Source organism: Streptomyces sp. NPDC059832, assembly GCF_042731715.1.
Classification (GTDB): domain Bacteria; phylum Actinomycetota; class Actinomycetes; order Streptomycetales; family Streptomycetaceae; genus Streptomyces.
In genome coordinates, this window is sequence record NZ_JBHWIY010000031.1 from 38,412 (window position 1) to 56,185 (window position 17,774).

Annotated in this window: 13 protein-coding genes; 8 read left to right on the top strand and 5 right to left on the bottom strand. The window is 66.8% G+C overall.

Annotated elements, in window-relative coordinates; translation table 11 throughout:
* Window positions 1-225: 225 nt before the first annotated feature.
* The 7 genes from ACFV8T_RS35805 to ACFV8T_RS35835 all read left to right on the top strand — a co-directional run bounded on the left by ACFV8T_RS35805 (window position 226) and on the right by ACFV8T_RS35835 (window position 9,343).
* Window positions 226-750 carry a hypothetical protein gene (locus ACFV8T_RS35805; protein ID WP_385335730.1) on the top strand — a complete coding sequence of 175 codons (525 nt, stop codon included), beginning with the start codon at window positions 226-228 and terminating at the stop codon, window positions 748-750.
* A gap of 307 nt (window positions 751-1,057) precedes the next feature.
* Window positions 1,058-2,929 (top strand): translational GTPase TypA, encoded by a 1,872-nt coding sequence (typA, locus tag ACFV8T_RS35810; RefSeq protein WP_266414767.1) that lies wholly within the window; start codon window positions 1,058-1,060, stop codon window positions 2,927-2,929.
* 534 nt (window positions 2,930-3,463) lie between these two features.
* A complete protein-coding gene (locus ACFV8T_RS35815; RefSeq protein WP_385335732.1) occupies window positions 3,464-5,107 on the top strand; it encodes an ABC transporter substrate-binding protein in 1,644 nt (547 codons plus the stop codon).
* 149 nt (window positions 5,108-5,256) lie between these two features.
* A complete protein-coding gene (locus tag ACFV8T_RS35820) occupies window positions 5,257-6,183 on the top strand; it encodes an ABC transporter permease (protein ID WP_385335734.1) in 927 nt (308 codons plus the stop codon).
* Entirely contained in the window at window positions 6,176-7,126 is a 951-nt protein-coding gene (locus ACFV8T_RS35825; RefSeq protein ID WP_385335736.1) for an ABC transporter permease, read from the top strand. The genes ACFV8T_RS35820 and ACFV8T_RS35825 overlap by 8 nt, the downstream gene beginning before the upstream one ends.
* Window positions 7,127-7,140: 14 nt before the next feature.
* Window positions 7,141-8,199 (top strand): ABC transporter ATP-binding protein, encoded by a 1,059-nt coding sequence (locus ACFV8T_RS35830; protein ID WP_266414759.1) that lies wholly within the window; start codon window positions 7,141-7,143, stop codon window positions 8,197-8,199.
* Window positions 8,192-9,343, top strand: coding sequence for an ABC transporter ATP-binding protein (locus ACFV8T_RS35835; RefSeq protein WP_385335739.1), 1,152 nt, complete (start codon window positions 8,192-8,194; stop codon window positions 9,341-9,343). The genes ACFV8T_RS35830 and ACFV8T_RS35835 overlap by 8 nt, the downstream gene beginning before the upstream one ends.
* A 192-nt stretch (window positions 9,344-9,535) precedes the next feature.
* Here ACFV8T_RS35835 and ACFV8T_RS35840 read toward each other — a convergent pair whose 3' ends face one another.
* The 5 genes from ACFV8T_RS35840 to ACFV8T_RS35860 form a co-directional block, all read right to left on the bottom strand.
* Window positions 9,536-10,621 carry an ABC transporter ATP-binding protein gene (locus tag ACFV8T_RS35840; RefSeq protein ID WP_385335741.1) on the bottom strand — a complete coding sequence of 362 codons (1,086 nt, stop codon included), beginning with the start codon at window positions 10,619-10,621 and terminating at the stop codon, window positions 9,536-9,538.
* A gap of 26 nt (window positions 10,622-10,647) precedes the next feature.
* Complete coding sequence (locus ACFV8T_RS35845) at window positions 10,648-11,613, bottom strand: ABC transporter ATP-binding protein (protein ID WP_266425444.1); 966 nt, start codon at window positions 11,611-11,613, stop codon at window positions 10,648-10,650.
* A gap of 71 nt (window positions 11,614-11,684) precedes the next feature.
* A complete protein-coding gene (locus tag ACFV8T_RS35850) occupies window positions 11,685-12,665 on the bottom strand; it encodes an ABC transporter permease (protein WP_351201826.1) in 981 nt (326 codons plus the stop codon).
* Between the two features lie 87 nt (window positions 12,666-12,752).
* Entirely contained in the window at window positions 12,753-14,534 is a 1,782-nt protein-coding gene (locus ACFV8T_RS35855) for an ABC transporter substrate-binding protein (RefSeq protein WP_385335743.1), read from the bottom strand.
* A 74-nt stretch (window positions 14,535-14,608) separates the two neighbouring features.
* Complete coding sequence (locus tag ACFV8T_RS35860) at window positions 14,609-15,637, bottom strand: ABC transporter permease (protein ID WP_385335745.1); 1,029 nt, start codon at window positions 15,635-15,637, stop codon at window positions 14,609-14,611.
* A gap of 471 nt (window positions 15,638-16,108) precedes the next feature.
* Between ACFV8T_RS35860 and ACFV8T_RS35865 the strand changes: the two genes are divergently transcribed.
* The gene (locus ACFV8T_RS35865; protein ID WP_385335747.1) at window positions 16,109-17,740 is read left to right on the top strand and encodes an ABC transporter substrate-binding protein; all 1,632 of its coding nucleotides are present in this window, start codon (window positions 16,109-16,111) and stop codon (window positions 17,738-17,740) included.
* Window positions 17,741-17,774: the final 34 nt, after the last annotated feature.

The window sequence follows — 17,774 nt, forward strand, 5'->3', positions numbered from 1 at the left end:
TGCCCGGCGGGCAAGGTCGCTTCAACCCGTTGACCCGGGAGGCCGCTCGATCCCCCCACCTCTGAGACCCCCGCTCCGGAGCCCTGGCTCCGGACCTCGGAGACTCCGCTTCGGAGCCCCACCTCCGAAGTCGCTCAAGTCCCGTGTCCGCCTCTGCCGCCCGGGGGACCGTGGTCCCGACCACCGGTGAAATCCGCCGGAAGAATCGACCACGGGGGCGGAAACATGAAGCGGACACGGGCTTTCGCCACCGCAGCCGTACTCGTCACGGCACTCCTCGCCGGCACGAGCGGCTGCACCTCGGTGCCCGGCGGCGGAAGCGGCACCGAGGACAGCGGCGGGAAGCCGCCGGCGGCCGCCACGAAGGCCGGGCGGACCGGCGCGGACAGCGCCCTCGCCACGGCGGCGCAGACCTGCCGGGGCGGCACCTGCACCTGGTTCGACACCCAGCGCCTCCCCGTACTCAACGGCGTCACGGAGCCCCAGCACGTCACCACCACGGGAACCGTCAGATCCTCCCGGCCGATGATCCGGCTGCGCACCGACCTGGCCTCCCTGAAGACGGAGGGGCCGGTGCCGGGCCCGGCCGACGTGCTCGGCGCGCTCGCCGTCCACGTCGGCCTGGCGGACGAGGGGGAGCCGGACGCGTCGGACTGGACGAGCCGGGGGAGTACGCGCCCCTCGACAGCGGTGCCGGCGAGTTCAGCGGCCCCGTCGGCCACTATGTGTCGTACAGCTCGTTCCAGCTGATCGAGACCGATTTCCGGTACTCCTGCGGGCGCGGGAAGCGGCAGCCGGCCGTCGGGCACGTGGTGACCGCCACCACTCCGGTCGCCGGGATCCTGCGCTGCGAAGAGCCGCCGGGCAAGCACGCGTCGGCGGCTGCCCGCGAGGCCGCGCGCCTGTCCTGCGGCCGGTAAAACTCGCCCGGGAAGCCGCGGCGGCGCCAGCCCCGTACCATTGGACTAGCCGTGGCGCGTCCGCCCGGCGGGCGTACGAGGACTTGAGACCGACTTAGACGCCTGATCCCACGATCCGAGAGAAGCGCAAGCCACCCATGCCCACGCGCCACGACATCCGTAACGTAGCCATCGTCGCCCACGTCGACCACGGCAAGACCACGCTGGTCGACGCCATGCTCAGGCAGGCGGGCGCCTTCGCCGCGCACGCCGCCGAGAACCTCGACGAACGCATGATGGACTCGAACGACCTGGAGCGTGAGAAGGGCATCACGATCCTCGCCAAGAACACGGCGGTGAAGTATCACCCCAAGGACGGCGGGGACCCGATCACGATCAACATCATCGACACCCCCGGCCACGCCGACTTCGGCGGTGAGGTCGAGCGCGGTCTGTCGATGGTGGACGCGGTCGTGCTCCTGGTCGATGCCTCCGAGGGCCCGCTCCCGCAGACCCGCTTCGTGCTGCGCAAGGCGCTCTCCGCGAAGATGCCGGTCATCCTCTGCATCAACAAGACCGACCGTCCCGACTCCCGGATCGCCGAGGTCGTCGACGAGACGTACGACCTGTTCCTGGACCTGGACGCGGACGAGGACCAGATCGAGTTCCCGATCGTCTACGCCTGTGCCCGTGACGGCGTCGCCTCGCTGACCAAGCCGGAGGACGGCACCGTCCCGGCCGACAGCGACAACCTGGAGCCGTTCTTCTCCACGATCCTGGCGCACGTCCCGGCCCCGGAGTACGACGAGGAGGCCCCGCTCCAGGCCCACGTCACCAACCTGGACGCCGACAACTTCCTCGGCCGTATCGCGCTCTGCCGCGTCGAGCAGGGCGAGCTGCGCAAGGGCCAGACCGTCACCTGGATCAAGCGCGACGGCACGATGTCCAACGTCCGCATCACCGAGCTGCTGATGACCGAGGCGCTCACCCGCAAGGCCGCCGAGAAGGCGGGCCCCGGTGACATCTGCGCCATCGCCGGTATCCCGGACATCATGATCGGCGAGACCCTGGCCGACCCCGAGAACCCGATCGCGCTGCCGCTGATCACGGTCGACGAGCCGGCCATCTCGATGACCATCGGTACGAACACCTCGCCGCTGGTCGGCAAGGGCGGCAAGGGCCACAAGGTCACCGCCCGCCAGGTGAAGGACCGCCTCGACCGCGAGCTGATCGGTAACGTCTCGCTCCGCGTCCTGGACACCGAGCGCCCCGACGCCTGGGAGGTCCAGGGCCGCGGTGAGCTCGCGCTGGCCATCCTCGTCGAGCAGATGCGCCGTGAGGGCTTCGAGCTCACGGTCGGCAAGCCGGAGGTCGTCACCAAGCAGGTCGACGGCAAGACGCACGAGCCGATCGAGCGCATGACGATCGACTCCCCCGAGGAGCACCTCGGCGCGATCACCCAGCTGATGGCGACCCGCAAGGGCCGCATGGAGACGATGACGAACCACGGTTCGGGCTGGGTCCGCATGGAGTGGATCGTCCCGTCCCGCGGCCTCATCGGCTTCCGTACGGAGTTCCTGACGCAGACCCGCGGCACGGGCATCGCGCACTCCATCTTCGAGGGCCACGAGCCGTGGTTCGGCGAGCTCCGCACCCGTCACAACGGCTCGCTGGTCGCGGACCGTTCGGGTTCCGTGACGCCGTTCGCCATGGTCAACCTCCAGGAGCGCGGTGTCATCTTCACCGAGGCCGGCACCGAGGTCTACGAGGGCATGATCGTCGGCGAGAACTCCCGCGCCGACGACATGGACGTGAACATCACCAAGGAGAAGAAGCTCACCAACATGCGTGCGGCTTCCGCCGACACCACGGAGAACGTGGTGCCGGCCCGCAAGCTCTCCCTGGAGCAGTCCCTGGAGTTCTGCCGCGAGGACGAGTGCATCGAGGTGACCCCGGAGACGGTCCGTATCCGCAAGGTCGTCCTCGACCAGAAGGAGCGCGGCCGCGCCGCGTCGCGCGCCAAGCGCTGATCCGGCACCGGGCGCCGCGCGTGCCCGGATGAACGACACAACGGGGCCCGGCCTTCCGTCAGTTGACGGGAGGCCGGGCCCCGTCGTGCGATGGACCGCGGGGCCGTCCGGGCGCGTGGTGTTGCATTCGGTGTTGCATCAGCAATCACGCAGAATCGGCGGTGCGCTGTCAAGCAGGCCGATCTGGCCCCTGTCCAGTGGATTTCATCGGCGATCCGTCCGCATATCGATCGTCGCTCTCCGAAAGCTGCGTTAACGGTCCGTTTCGAGCGTGTCTGTCTGGGATCACTTTGTCCGGATTTCGGGCAATCGGGGTTTCTCGATGTTGTCAAAACGAGACCCCTTAAGTGTGGTTTACAGCCCGGTCGTACTTAATAGTTGGCTCCATTGAGCTCGGGTCAATGGGTCACGCACTGTGGGGAGTGCCGACTCACGAGCACACTAGGGGCACTGAAACGATCACCGTCAGGGGTGTCGGTGTATCACTCCAGTGCCCTTCTTGTAGTCAAAAGTGGACTCATGAGGAGGAAACCCATGCGTGGTGCCAAGAGCGCCAAGTGGGTCGCGGGAGCGGCCATCATCGCCCTGGCCGCGACCGCTTGTGGTGGTAACGACAGCGACAGCGGCAAGGACATGAACTCGGGCAAGGCGGACCCGAACGGGATCCTGACCGCCCAGCTCGGCGAGCCGCAGAACCCGCTCCAGCCGGCGAACGCCAAGGAGAGCCAGGGCAGCCGTGTCCTGCGCACCATCTTCTCCGGCCTGGTCGACTACGAGCCCGGCACCGGCAAGCTGACGTACGTGAACGCCGAGTCCGTGACGCCCAACGCGGACTCGTCCGTGTGGACCGTCAAGCTCAAGCCGGGCTGGAAGTTCCACGACGGCACCACGGTCACCTCCAAGTCCTTCGTGGACTCCTGGAACTGGTCGGCCAACGTCAAGAACAACCAGACCAACTCCAGCTGGTTCCAGGACATCAAGGGCTACGAGGACGTCCACCCGGCCAAGGGTGCGCCGAAGGCCGACAAGATGTCCGGTCTGAAGATCGTCGACGACAACACCTTCACGATCAGCCTGACCGGCCCGGTCTCGTACTTCGCGTACAAGCTGGGTTACGACGTCTGGGCGCCGCTGCCCGAGTCCTTCTTCAAGGACCCGGCCGCCGCCGGCCAGAAGCCGATCGGCAACGGTCCCTACAAGTTCGTCTCGTGGGACCACAAGAAGCTGATCAAGGTTCGGAAGTTCGACGGTTACCAGGGCCCGAACAAGGCCAAGAACGGTGGCATCGACTTCAAGAACTACACCACCGCCGACGCCGCCTACTCGGACCTGCGCTCGAACAACCTCGACTGGATCGAGCAGATCCCGACGACGTCGCTCACGAGCTACAAGCAGGACCTCGGCGACCGTGCCATCGACGCCGAGTACTCCGCGGTGCAGTCGATCGTCCCGGCGTTCTACACCAAGCAGTTCAAGAACATCGACCCCAGGGTCATCCAGGGTCTGTCGATGGCCATCGACCGTGACACGATCACCAAGACCGTGCTGCACGGCACCCGTACCCCGGCCGACTCGTTCGTCGCCCGCGGCGTGATCGGCTACAAGCCCGGCGCCCTCGGTGACGTCGTGAAGTACGACCCGGCCAAGGCGAAGAAGCTCATCGAGGACGGTGGCGGCGTCCCGGGCAAGAAGATCTCGATCCAGTTCAACGCCGACCAGTCGCACAAGCCGTGGGTCGACGCGGTCTGCAACAGCATCCGCAAGGCCACCGGCGTCGAGTGCACCGGTGACTCCAAGCCGGACTTCCAGGCCGACCTGAACGCGCGTGACAACAAGCAGGTCAAGTCCATGTACCGCGGTGGCTGGGTGCTCGACTACCCGGTCAACTCGAACTTCATGCGCGACCTGTACGGCACCACCGCAGCGGGCAACACCTCGGGCTACTCCAACAAGGAGTTCGACGCTCTCGCGGCGAAGGCCGACAAGGCCAAGACGCTCGACGAGACCGTCAAGATGTACCAGGACGCCGAGCAGCTCCTGAAGAACGACATGCCCGCCATTCCGCTGTGGTTCTACAAGGTCAACTCCGGTCAGTCGACGAACGTGTTCGGCAAGATCGTCTACGGCCAGGACGGTGACCCGATCTTCACCGACGTCCAGGTCAAGGCCAAGAAGTAAGCATCGGGATCCGAAGGCCGGTTTCGCCGCTCCTCTTCGGGAGCGGCGGAACCGGCCCGTAGGCGATGCCCCGGGGCTCTCCCCCCACACCCCGCGGCGGAGACCACTCTGAGAAGGCCATCGCCGACCCCTCACGGCATGGAGGCATGATGGGGCGTTACGTCGCAAGGCGACTGCTCCAGATGATCCCGGTATTCATCGGGACCACTCTGATTATTTTCCTCATGGTCCACATCCTTCCCGGTGACCCAATCCGGGCGATGTGGGGAGACAAGGCGGCAGACCCCGCACAGGTCGCGTCGCTCCGCCATGAGTTCGGGCTCGACCAGCCCCTGTGGAAGCAGTACATCGACTACATGGGCAATCTCTTCCAGGGCGACTTCGGCAAGACCTTCGGTGGTCGCGAAGTCATCGACGAGATGTCCGAGTCCTTCCCGGTGACCCTGCGGCTGACCGGTGTGGCGATGCTCATCGAGATCATCGTCGGCATCGGGCTCGGCGCCTGGGCGGGCCTGAGGGCCGGCAAGGCCGCCGACACCGGCGTGCTGATCTTCACCCTGATCGTCATCTCGATCCCGGTGTTCGTGCTCGGTTACCTCGCCCGCTTCGTCCTCGCGGACCAGCTCGGCTGGGTGGCCCCGAACGTCCAGGACTCCACGGACTACGCGCAGTTGTTCCTACCCGGCTTCGTGCTCGCCATGCTCTCCATGGCGTACGTGGCACGGCTGACGCGCACGACCTTCGCGGAGAACCTGCGCGCCGACTACATGCGCACCGCCATGGCCAAGGGCCTGCCGCGACGCCGCATCATCGGTGTCCACCTGCTGCGCAACTCGCTGATCCCGGTCGTCACCTTCCTCGGTACGGACGTCGGCGGCTTCATCGGCGGCGCGGTCGTGACCGAGGGCATCTTCAATGTCCAGGGTGTCGGAAACCTGCTCTTCAAGGCGCTGCAGCAGCGCGAGGGTTCGACGATCGTCGGCGTCGTCACGGTCTTCGTCCTCGTCATCCTTGTGATCAACCTGCTCGTCGACCTGCTGTACGCGGTCCTGGACCCGAGGATCCGGTATGCCTGACGTGACCCAGACCCAGACCGAAGCGGTGGTGGACGCCACCGCCGCTCCCTCGGCCGCCGACGGCCACAAGGAGCAGGGCAAGCCGCGCAGCCTCTGGGGTGACGCCTGGTTCGACCTGCGCCACCGCCCGATGTTCTGGATCTCCTCGATCCTGCTGCTGATCCTGCTGGTCATAGCCGCCTTCCCGGGGCTGTTCACCGGCGCCGACCCGCGCGACGGCGATCTGACCAACCACTTCCTGACCAAGCCGGAGCTGGGGCACTTCTTCCAGGCCGACTGGTTCGGTTACGACGGCCAGGGCCGCTCGATCTACGCGCGTGTCGTCTACGGCACCCGCGCCTCGATCATGGTCGGCGTCGGCGTCACCGCCGCGGTCACCCTGGTCGGCGGGCTGCTGGGCATGCTGGCCGGATACTTCGGGGGCTGGCTGGACTCGGTCATCTCCCGGGTCACCGACATCTTCTTCGGTATCCCCTTCCTGCTCGGTGCGATGGTCGTCCTGAACTCCTTCACCGACCGGAAGGTGTACGTGGTGATCCTGGCCCTGGCCTTCCTCGGCTGGACCTCGATCTGCCGTGTGATGCGGGCTTCCGTGATCACCGCCAAGCAGGCGGACTACGTGACGGCGGCGCGCGCGCTCGGCGCCGGCACCCCGCGGATCCTCTTCCGGCACGTCCTGCCGAACGCGCTCGCCCCGACCATCGTCGTGGCCACCATCGCGCTCGGTGGGTACATCTCGGCCGAGGCGACGCTCTCGTTCCTCGGACTCGGGCTCGGGGAACCGACGATCTCGTGGGGCATCGACATCGCCCAGGGCAGCCAGGACATCCGGGACAACCCGCATGCGCTGCTGTTCCCGGCAGGAATGCTCAGCCTCACGGTCTTCGCGTTCATCATGCTCGGCGACGCGGTACGCGACGCCCTCGACCCGAAGCTGCGCTGAGGAGGGCGTACGACGTGACCATCAAGGACAAGACAGCAGACATCCCGGCGCCCCGCGCCGGGGGGTCGGACGACGCACCGCTCCTCGAAGTGCGCGACCTGCACGTGGAGTTCCACACGCGTGACGGTGTCGCCAAGGCCGTCAACGGTGTGAACTACAGCGTGGACTCGGGCGAGACCCTGGCCGTGCTCGGCGAGTCCGGTTCCGGCAAGTCCGTGACCGCTCAGGCGATCATGGGCATTCTCGACATGCCGCCCGGCAAGATCCCGCAGGGCCAGATCCTGTACCGCGGCCAGGACATGCTCACCATGAGCTACGAGGAGCGGCGGAAGATCCGTGGCCAGAAGATCGCGATGATCTTCCAGGACGCGCTCTCCTCGCTCAACCCCGTGCTCTCGGTCGGCTACCAGCTCGGCGAGATGTTCCGTGTCCACCAGGGACTCTCCAAGAAGCAGGCCAAGCTCAAGGCCATCGAGCTGATGGAGCGGGTCAAGATCCCCGCCGCCAAGCAGCGGGTCGGCGACTATCCGCACCAGTTCTCCGGCGGTATGCGCCAGCGCATCATGATCGCCATGGCACTGGCGCTGGAGCCGGACCTGATCATCGCGGACGAGCCGACCACCGCGCTCGACGTGACGGTCCAGGCCCAGGTCATGGACCTGCTCAAGGAGCTCCAGACCGAGTTCAACATGGGTCTGATCCTGATCACCCACGACCTCGGCGTCGTCGCCGACGTCGCGGACAAGATCGCGGTCATGTACGCGGGCCGGATCGTCGAGACGGCGCCGGTGCACGAGCTGTACAAGCGGCCCGCGCACCCGTACACCCGCGGTCTGCTCGACTCGATCCCGCGCCTCGACCAGAAGGGTCAGGAGCTCTACGCGATCAAGGGTCTGCCGCCCAACCTGCTCAAGATTCCGTCCGGCTGCGCCTTCAACCCGAGGTGCCCCAAGGCCGAGGACATCTGCCGCACGGACATTCCGGCTCTGGTCCCGGTGTCCGAGCAGGACGGCAGCGAGCTGCCCGGCCGCGGCAGCGCGTGCCACTTCTGGAAGGAGACGATCCATGGCTGAGCTCGACAAGACGGACGGTTCCATGGACGCCACCCCGAACGTCACCGAGGTCGTGACCGTCGACGCCACGGACGAGTCGTCCGCGGTCGCCGCGATCGAGGCCCCGGTGGAGCGCGGTGAACCGATCCTCCAGGTGCGCAATCTGGTCAAGCACTTCCCGCTGAGCCAGGGCATCCTGTTCAAGCGCCAGGTCGGCGCGGTCAAGGCCGTGGACGGGGTCTCCTTCGACCTCTACCAGGGCGAGACGCTCGGCATCGTCGGCGAGTCCGGCTGTGGCAAGTCCACGGTCGCGCGGCTGCTGATGGCGCTGGAGACGGCCACGTCCGGCGAGGTCTTCTACAAGGGCCAGGACATCACCCGGCTGTCCGGCCGCGCGCTGAAGGCGGTCCGCCGGAACATCCAGATGGTGTTCCAGGACCCCTACACCTCGCTGAACCCGCGCATGACCGTCGGCGACATCATCGGCGAGCCCTTCGACATCCACCCCGAGGTGGCCCCGAAGGGCGACCGGCGGGCCAAGGTCCAGGAGCTGCTGGACGTCGTCGGCCTCAACCCGGAGTACATCAACCGCTATCCGCACCAGTTCTCCGGCGGTCAGCGCCAGCGCATCGGCATCGCCCGCGGCCTCGCGCTCAACCCGGAGATCATCATCTGCGACGAGCCGGTCTCCGCGCTCGACGTGTCGGTGCAGGCGCAGGTCATCAACCTGATGGAGAAGCTCCAGGACGAGTTCAACCTCTCCTACGTCTTCATCGCGCACGACCTGTCGATCGTCCGGCACATCTCCGACCGGGTCGGCGTGATGTACCTCGGCAAGATGGCCGAGATCGGTACGGACACGGAGATCTACGACCACCCGACGCACCCCTACACCCAGGCGCTGCTGTCGGCGGTCCCGGTCCCGGACCCCGAGGCCCGTGAGCGCGGCGAGCGGATCATCCTCACCGGTGACGTCCCGTCGCCGGCGAACCCGCCGTCGGGCTGCCGCTTCCGTACGCGGTGCTGGAAGGCCCAGGACAAGTGCTCCACGGAGCTGCCGCTGCTGGCCGTCCCCGAGCGCTTCAAGGGCTCGGACACCCCCGCGGCACACGAGTCGGCCTGCCACTTCGCCGAGGAGAAGGACATCGTCGGCGCGGCTTCGTAGTACGGCCCGAACGACGCGGAAGCGCCCGGAACCGATCGGTTCCGGGCGCTTCTTCCTTTTCCCGGAACCGGGCTCGCAGGTGGCTCGGGTCAATGGGCTCACGTGCTCGGTTCCTCGGGACCGGGGAGCCCCGCGTCCGGGAACCGATCGGGTCCCTGTCCGCGAGGCGCCCCGGGGGCCGGGGCTGGGGTGTCAGGCCCCGGCCGTGGGGTCTTCGGTGGTCTTGTCGAGCTTCGGCCCGGACGGGGCCGTACGGGCCTTCGGGACGGCCGCGACGGACTGCGCGTCCTCGGGGTAGTGGCAGGCCGTCAGATGGCCTTCCCGGCTGCCCTCCACCCGTACCAGCGGCGGGGCCTCGCTCGCGCACTTGTCCGTCGCCTTCCAGCAACGGGTACGGAAGCGGCAGCCCGACGGCGGGTTGACCGGGGAGGGGACGTCGCCGGTGAGCAGGATGCGCTCGCGGGCCGGCGTCTCGTCGGCGGTCGCCTCGGGCACGGCCGAGAGCAGCGCCCGGGTGTACGGGTGACGCGGGTTGCCGTACAGGTCCTCGCGGTCGGCGATCTCCACGATCCTGCCGAGGTACATGACCGCGACGCGCTGCGAGAAGTGGCGCACGATGGCCAGGTCGTGGGCGATGAACAGGAACGCGATGCCGAGTTCCTTCTGCAGCTTCTGCAGCAGGTTCACCACCTGGGCCTGGATCGACACGTCCAGCGCCGAGACCGGCTCGTCGGCCACGATCAGCTTCGGCTCCAGGGCGAGCGCGCGGGCCACCCCGATGCGCTGGCGCTGACCGCCGGAGAACTCGTGCGGGAAGCGGTTGTAGTGCTCCGGGTTGAGCCCGACGGTCTCCAGCAGCTCCCGCACCCGCGCCTCACGGCCGCCGGCGGGGTTGATGTCGTTGATCTCCATCGGCGCGGTGATGATCTTGCCGACGGTCTGCCGCGGGTTCAGCGAGGCGTACGGGTCCTGGAAGATCATCTGGATCTCGGAGCGGACCGGCGCCAGCTGCTTGCGCGAGGCGTGGGTGATGTCCTGCCCGCGGTACGAGATCGTGCCGGCCGTCGGCTCCAGGAGCCGGGTGATCAGCCGGCCCGTGGTCGACTTGCCGCAGCCGGACTCGCCGACCAGGCCCAGGCTCTCGCCCTCGGCGACGCTGAAGTCCAGCCCGTCGACGGCCTGCACCGCGCCGACCGTCCGCCGGATCGGGAAGCCGCCCTTGATCGGGAAGTGCTTGGTGAGTCCGGAGACGTCCAGGAGGGGATCTTTGCTGCTCATGGTGGGGAAGTCCCGTCTCTTGTACGTCAGTTGGGCCGGGTGCCGGCGAAGTCTGCGAAGAACTCGGCGCGCTGCTCCGTGGTGAGATGGCAGGCGGCGCCGCGCCCGGCGGTGAGCTCCAGCGGCGGCTGGTCCGTCGCGCAGCGCTTGCCGCCGACCTGCTCGGTGAACGTGCACCGGGGGTGGAAGCGGCAGCCGGTCGGCGGGTTGAGAAGGCTCGGCGGGGAGCCGGGAATCGGCGACAGCGGTACGTCGACCGGCCCTTCGAGGCTCGGCATCGAACCCAGCAGGCCCCAGGTGTACGGGTGCTGGGGCTTCCTCAGCACTTCCTTCTTCGTACCGCGCTCCACGCAGCGCCCGCCGTACATCACCAGCACGTCGTCCGCGATGTCGGCGATGACGCCGAGGTCGTGGGTGATGAAGATGATCGAGGTGCCGGTCTCCTGCTGGAGCTCCTTGAGCAGGTCCATGATCTGGGCCTGCACGGTGACGTCCAGCGCGGTGGTCGGCTCGTCCGCGATCAGCAGCTCGGGGTCGCAGACCAGTGCCATGGCGATCATCGCGCGCTGGCGCATACCGCCGGAGAACTGGTGCGGATAGTCGTCCACCCGCAGATCCGGCTGCGGGATGCCCACCTTGGTGAGCATCTCGACGGCCCGCGCCCTGGACTCCCGCTTGGAGGCGCCGGTGTGCTTGCGGTATGTCTCGCCGATCTGCTTGCCGATGGTGTGGTACGGCGACAGCGAGGCCAGGGCGTCCTGGAAGATCATCGCCATCTTGTTGCCGCGCAGCCGCTCCAGCTCCCGCTCCGACGCGGCCAGCAGATCCTGTCCGTCGAGGAGGATCTCGCCCTCGATCTCGGTGTGGTCGGGGTGGTGCAGGCCGAGGATGGTCAGGTTGGTGACGGACTTGCCGGAACCGGACTCGCCGACGATGCCGAGCGTCTTGCCCTTCTCGACGTCGAAGGACAGCCCGTCGACGGCCTTGACCATGCCGTCTTCGGTGGAGAAGTGCACGCGCAGATCGCGTACGGAGAGGAAGGGGGTGCTCACTGGATCTCTCCCTAGGCGAGGCGGACGCGTGGATCGATGAGGGCGTAGACGGCGTCGACGATGATGTTGAAGACGACGATCGCTCCTGCCGCGACCAGGACGACTCCGAGCAGCAGGGGCAGGTCGTTGTCGCCGACCGCCTTGACGGAGAGCGCGCCGATGCCGTGCAGACCGAAGGTCTTCTCGGTGATGATCGCGCCGCCGAACAGCACACCGAGGTCGAGGCCGAAGATGGTGACGATCGGGCCCATGGCCCCGCGCCAGGCGAATCTGAAGAACACCGTGCGCCGGGAGAGGCCCTTGGCGCGTGCGGTGCGCACGTAGTCCTCGCTCAGCGTCTCGACGAGCTGGGAGCGCGCCATACGGGTGTAGTTGGCGGTGAAGATCAGCGCCAGCACCAGCCAGGGCAGCAGCAGCCCGGAGAACCAGGCGGACGGGCTCTCGGTGAAGGGAACGTCCTTGGGGCGGCTCAGGATGTGCCACTGGTCCGCGAGGTAGTACATGGCGACCACGCCGACGATGTAGATCTGCATCGAGGAGCCGATCAGCGACGCCGAGGACGCGACCTTGTCCAGCGCCTTGCCCTGCTTGACCGCGGCGAGCATGCCGGTGCCCACACCGAAGATCACGAAGACGACCGCGCTGCCGAGGGAGAGGGAGAGCGTGGTCGGGAAGCGGTCCAGGATGGTGCCGAGGACCGGCTCACGGTTGTGGAAGGAGTAGCCCAGGCACGGCGCGGGGCAGTGTCCGAAGGAGCTGTAGTCCCGGCCGACGAACACGGCCTGCAGCCAGTGCCAGTACTGCACGGGCAGCGGGTCGGATATGCCGAGGTTGCGTTTGACCAGCGCCAGCGTCTCGGGTGTGCACACCTTGCCGCAGGCCACACGCGCTGGGTCGCGGGGCGCGACGTAGAAGAGGACGAAAGTGATGGCACTGATGATCAGCAGGATGACCAGTGCGCCGATTGCCCGGCGGATGAGGAAGCGGAACATGGCGATGGATTTCCCTGGCAGACGCCGACGAGGGGGAGTGGAGCGGGCGGGGCGCCGCACGGGCGCCCCGCCTCAGGAGTGTGGGCGTCAGGCCTTCACGAACAGCTTGTAGAAGACGGCCGAGGACCACAGCGGGTGGAACATGGCGCCGCCGACCTTCTCGCCGTAGAGGTAGAAACGGCGCTGGAACGTCTCGGGGATGATCGGCGCCTCCTCCGTCATGATCCGCTTGTCCAGCGCGGCCCAGGCCTTGCCGGCCTCCGTCGGGTCGGCGATGGTGACGTTCTTCTTGATCGCCTCGTTGACCCAGTCGACGTTCAGCTGCGAGATGTTGTTGGCGCCGTTGGCGATGGTGCCGCCGTCGAACAGCGGCTGCATCAGCGTGTATCCGGTCGGCCAGTCCGGGGACCAGCCGAACCACATCACGTCGAACTGGTTGTCGATCTGCTGGATCTGGTCGTAGTAGCTGGTGGAGTCCAGCGGCTTGATGACCGGGGTGAAACCGGCCGCCTTGAGGGCGTTCTCGATGACGACCTTGGTCTTGTTGTAGTTGTTGCCCGCGGGGAAGGCGTAGACGACCTTCTGGCCCTCCTTGCCGGCCTCCTTCAGCAGCTTCTTCGCCGCCTCCGGGTCGCCCTGCGGCTTCTTCAGCTTGCCGTAGACGTCGTCCTTGGCGTAGCCGACGATGTCGGGGCTCAGGATGGACGTCGCGTAGTCACCGGCCGAGGGACCACCGTAGATCTTGCGGATCTGCTCCAGCGGCCAGGCGTGGATGATGGCCTGACGGACCTTCAGGTCGGTGATCCGCTTGGTGTTGATCGCGTAGTAGTAGATGCCGGTCAGCAGGCCGTTGAAGGTCCGCTTCTTCAGCTCGGGGTCGGTGAGGACCTTCTGGATGCGCTCGGCCGGGACACCGCTGTACGCCATGACCGCGTACTTGTCGTCGCCGTCGTCGGCGATCAGACGGTCGGCGGCCTGGAGCGACTCGGGGCCGAACTCGTAGACGAAGCTGTCCGGGTACGCGTTGCGGATCGAGTCCGTGTTGGGGTCCCAGTGCGGGTTGCGCACCAGCGTCATCGACTTGTCGATGGCATGGGCCTTGATGCGGTACGGACCGCACGAGACCGGGTCCTTGTCGTACTTCTCCTTGGTGTCGCCCTTGACCGGGACGGCGCCGTAGGAGGTCATCGCCAGGGTGAAGTTGAGGTCCGGGCGGGCCTCGGCCAGCTTGAAGGTGATCGTCTTCGCCTTGGCGTCGGTCACGACCGAGTCGAGGTGCTTGCCGCCGAACGGGCCCTTGTACTTCGAGCGGAAGTCGGCCGTGCCGGTCAGCGCGGTCTGGGCGTAGCCGGCGCCCTCGGTGGTGAAGCTGGCGAAGCCGCGCTCGATGCCGTGGCGCACGTCATCGATGGTGAGCTCCTTGCCGTCCTCCCACTTCAGACCGTCCTTCAGGGTGAAGGTCCAGGTCTTGCCGCCGTCGGACATGGTGCCCGCGTCGGTGGCGAGGTCGCCGACCAGCTTCATCGAGCCGTCCGACGCGATCTTGTAACCGGTCAGGCTGCGGATGAAGAGGTCACCTATCGCGGAGTTCCACGAGAAGTAGATGCGCTGCGGGTCCAGGTGCGAGAAGTCGTCCGGGGCGATGCCGCGGATCGTGCCGCCCTTCTTCGCGCCCGGGACCTCGGCGGCCGGACCGGTGGAGTCGGCCTTCGTGCCGACGACGACCGAGCCGGTGTACTTGTCGGCACCGCCGTGTCCGGCGCCGCCGCCCTTCTTGGTCGAGCTGCCGCTGCTGCACGCGGAGAGGACCATCGAACCGCCGGCGGCGACCGACGTGGCGATGACGAAGTTTCTGCGGGAAAGGGACATGGCTTCCTGCTCTGGTCGATGGAGAGAAACGTTCGATCCGGTGGGCCCCGTCGCCCGGCCGGAGGAAGTGCGGTTCAGCGCTTGGTCTTCGGGTCCAGTGCGTCACGCACCGAGTCGCCCAGCAGGTTGAAGGCGATGACGAAGATCACCATCGCGGCGCCGGGGAAGAGCATGAACGTGATGTCGCTCTGGTAGACCTCTGATCCGCGCTGGATCATCACGCCCCAGTCGGGTGTCGGGTCGGTGAGACCGACGCCGAGGAAGGCGAGGCCCGCTTCCGCCGTGACGTAGGCGGGCAGCGCGAGCGTGGCCTGGATGAGGATCGGCGTCCAGAGGTTGGGCAGCAGTTCCTTGAAGATGATCCGCGCCGGGGAGGCACCGGTCACCTTCGCCGCCTCGACGAACTCGCGTTCGCGCAGGGCGAGTACCTCGCCGCGCAGCAGTCGTGCGATGGAGGCCCAGCCGAAGGCGGTCATGACCGAGATGAGGCTGACGACGGTCAGCCAGATCGGGGTGTTCTCGTCCGGAGCGACCAGGATCGAGAGCATCACCGGCCAGAAGGCGATGAAGAAGAGCGTGGAGGGGAAGGCCAGCAGGATGTCGATGACCCGGCCCACGAGGTAGTCGGTCTTGCCGCCCAGATAGCCCGCGGTGATGCCGACGGCGATGCCGATCACCGTCACCAGCAGGGTGGTTGCCGCGGCGATGAGCAGGGAGTTGCGGATGCCGTAGAGCAGGAAGGTGAAGACGTCCCGGCCGAGTGACGGCTCGACGCCGAACCAGAAGTCGCCGCTGATACCGCCGTTGGGCAGCATGGGCGAACCGAAGTCGTCCAGCAGGCCGGATTCGTTCTGCCCGTACGTCGTGTACGGGTCCTTGCCGTACAGCTTCGCGATCAGCGGCGCGCAGATGCCGATCGCGAAGAAGAATATGACCACATAGGCCGAAATCACGCCCGTACGGTCGCGCTTGAAGCGCAGCCAGGCCATCTTGCCCGGTGAGCGGCCGTTGTCGCCCTTGGACGCGGACGGGCCCGCTGGGGACTGCGGCTTCGCGTCCTCCACCTCAACGGGGGTGGCGGCTTGCGGCGTTGGAATCGTCATGGTGCTCCTGGCCCGGAGGGTCGAAGGACTCCGCAGGGCAACACCTACGGGCTACCCGGACTTTTTCAACGCAATTCATGCAGGGTCAATGAATGTCCGACGCCCTTGGCGCGCTCTTTGGAAATTTGACCAACACATGACCTTTGTAAGGGCGTGGCTTTGCTTCCGTTTGGCTTTTTCGAAGGAGTGTTCGCGACTTAATGGGTGAAGTCCGGCAATGAGTCCGATATACGGGCGCCAGTGTCTCGGAATACGTACATCCGATCGGGTCGGCTCGCGGTCGATGCGTATTCGATGCGCGGCCGTTATCGCTCCGGTGCCTGTCGGGTCCACGCCCGGAACTTCTCCGGCCGTGAAGTGCCACTCGAATCGGCTCGGGCGCGCCCGAATGGGTGGAGTAAATGTGCGTTACATCCCTTGTGCGGTGATATTTGACCTTAAGTGAGACGGAGCACTACGAGGAGGCACTCCATGCGCGGAGCCACACAGGCCAAGTGGGCCGCATGTGCGGTGGTCGTCGCCCTGGCGGCGACGGCATGCGGCGGCGGGGGCAGCAGCGGTGGTGGCGGTGGAGCGAACGGGATCGTGAGCTCTTCCTGGGGTGACCCGCAGAACCCGCTCGAACCCGCGAACACCAATGAGGTGCAGGGCGGCAAGGTCCTCGACATGATCTTCCGGGGGCTCAAGAGGTACGACCCGAGGACCGGCGCGGCCACCAACATGCTCGCCGAGAAGATCGAGTCCAAGGACAACCAGAACTTCACGGTCACCGTGAAGGACGGCTGGACCTTCAGCAACGGCGAGAAGATCACCGCGAAGTCGTTCGTGGACGCCTGGAACTACGGGGCCCAGCTGAAGAACAATCAGAAGAACGCCTACTTCTTCGGCTACATCGACGGCTACAGCAAGGTCCACCCCGATACCGGCAGCGCCAGGGCCGCCACGCTCTCCGGCCTCAAGGTCGTCGACGACAAGACGTTCAAGGTCAAGCTGTCGCAGAAGTTCTCCCTCTGGCCGGACACCCTCGGCTACCCGGCCTTCGCCCCGCTGCCCAAGGCCTTCTTCACCGACCACGCCGCCTGGGTGTCCAAGCCGATCGGCAACGGGCCGTACACCGTCGACAAGTACACCAAGGGCTCGTCGATGAACCTGCGCAAGTGGGACAAGTACCCCGGGGACGACAAGGCGCAGAACGGCGGCATCGACCTCAAGGTCTACACCGACAACAACACCGCCTACACGGACCTGACGGCCGGCAACCTCGACCTCGTCGACGACGTGCCCGCCTCGCAGCTGAAGAACGTCAAGGCGGACCTCGGCGACCGGTACATCAACACCCCGGCCGGCATCATCCAGACCCTCGCCTTCCCCTTCTACGACAAGAAGTGGGACACCCCCGGCGGCATCAAGGTCCGCCAGGGCCTGTCGATGGCGATCAACCGCCAGCAGATCACCGACCAGATCTTCCAGAAGACCCGCACCCCCGCCTCCGACTGGACCTCCCCGGTCCTCGGCGCGGAGGGCGGCTTCAAGAAGGGGCTGTGCGGCGCGCCCTGCGAGTACAACGCGGCGAATGCCAAGAAGCTGATCCAGGAGGGCGGCGGCATCCCCGGCGGCCAGCTCAAGATCTCGTACAACGGCGACACCGGCTCCCACAAGGAGTGGGTCGACGCCGTCTGCAACAGCATCAACAAGGCGATGGGCAACAACAAGGCGTGCGTCGGCGCCCCGGTCGGCACCTTCGCCGACTTCCGCAGCCAGGTCTCCCAGCAGAAGCTGACCGGCGCCTGGCGGGCCGGCTGGCAGATGGACTACCCGCTCATCCAGAACTTCCTCCAGCCCGTGTACTACACCGACGCCTCGTCCAACGACGGCAAGTGGAGCAACAAGCAGTTCGACGGGCTCGTCGACAAGGCCAACGCCGAGTCAGACAAGGCCAAGGCCGTCTCGACCTTCCAGGACGCGGAGAAGGTCCTGGTCGCGCAGATGCCCGTCATCCCGCTCTGGTACCAGAACGGCAGCGCCGGCTACTCGGACCGGATCACCGACGTGTCGCTGAACCAGTTCAGCGTCCCGGTGTACGAGCAGATCAAGGTCAAGTGACCCACTGAGGCCGGGTGGCCGGTGCAAGGCAGGA

Coding starts and splice junctions, on each gene's coding strand:
- ACFV8T_RS35805 (WP_385335730.1), top strand. CDS start 226: ATGAAGCGGACACGGGCTTTCGCCACCGCAGCCGTACTCGTCACGGCA.
- typA (WP_266414767.1), top strand. CDS start 1,058: ATGCCCACGCGCCACGACATCCGTAACGTAGCCATCGTCGCCCACGTC.
- ACFV8T_RS35815 (WP_385335732.1), top strand. CDS start 3,464: ATGCGTGGTGCCAAGAGCGCCAAGTGGGTCGCGGGAGCGGCCATCATC.
- ACFV8T_RS35820 (WP_385335734.1), top strand. CDS start 5,257: ATGGGGCGTTACGTCGCAAGGCGACTGCTCCAGATGATCCCGGTATTC.
- ACFV8T_RS35825 (WP_385335736.1), top strand. CDS start 6,176: ATGCCTGACGTGACCCAGACCCAGACCGAAGCGGTGGTGGACGCCACC.
- ACFV8T_RS35835 (WP_385335739.1), top strand. CDS start 8,192: ATGGCTGAGCTCGACAAGACGGACGGTTCCATGGACGCCACCCCGAAC.
- ACFV8T_RS35840 (WP_385335741.1), bottom strand. CDS start 10,621: ATGAGCAGCAAAGATCCCCTCCTGGACGTCTCCGGACTCACCAAGCAC.
- ACFV8T_RS35845 (WP_266425444.1), bottom strand. CDS start 11,613: ATGGTCAAGGCCGTCGACGGGCTGTCCTTCGACGTCGAGAAGGGCAAG.
- ACFV8T_RS35850 (WP_351201826.1), bottom strand. CDS start 12,665: ATGTTCCGCTTCCTCATCCGCCGGGCAATCGGCGCACTGGTCATCCTG.
- ACFV8T_RS35855 (WP_385335743.1), bottom strand. CDS start 14,534: ATGTCCCTTTCCCGCAGAAACTTCGTCATCGCCACGTCGGTCGCCGCC.
- ACFV8T_RS35860 (WP_385335745.1), bottom strand. CDS start 15,637: ATGACGATTCCAACGCCGCAAGCCGCCACCCCCGTTGAGGTGGAGGAC.
- ACFV8T_RS35865 (WP_385335747.1), top strand. CDS start 16,109: ATGCGCGGAGCCACACAGGCCAAGTGGGCCGCATGTGCGGTGGTCGTC.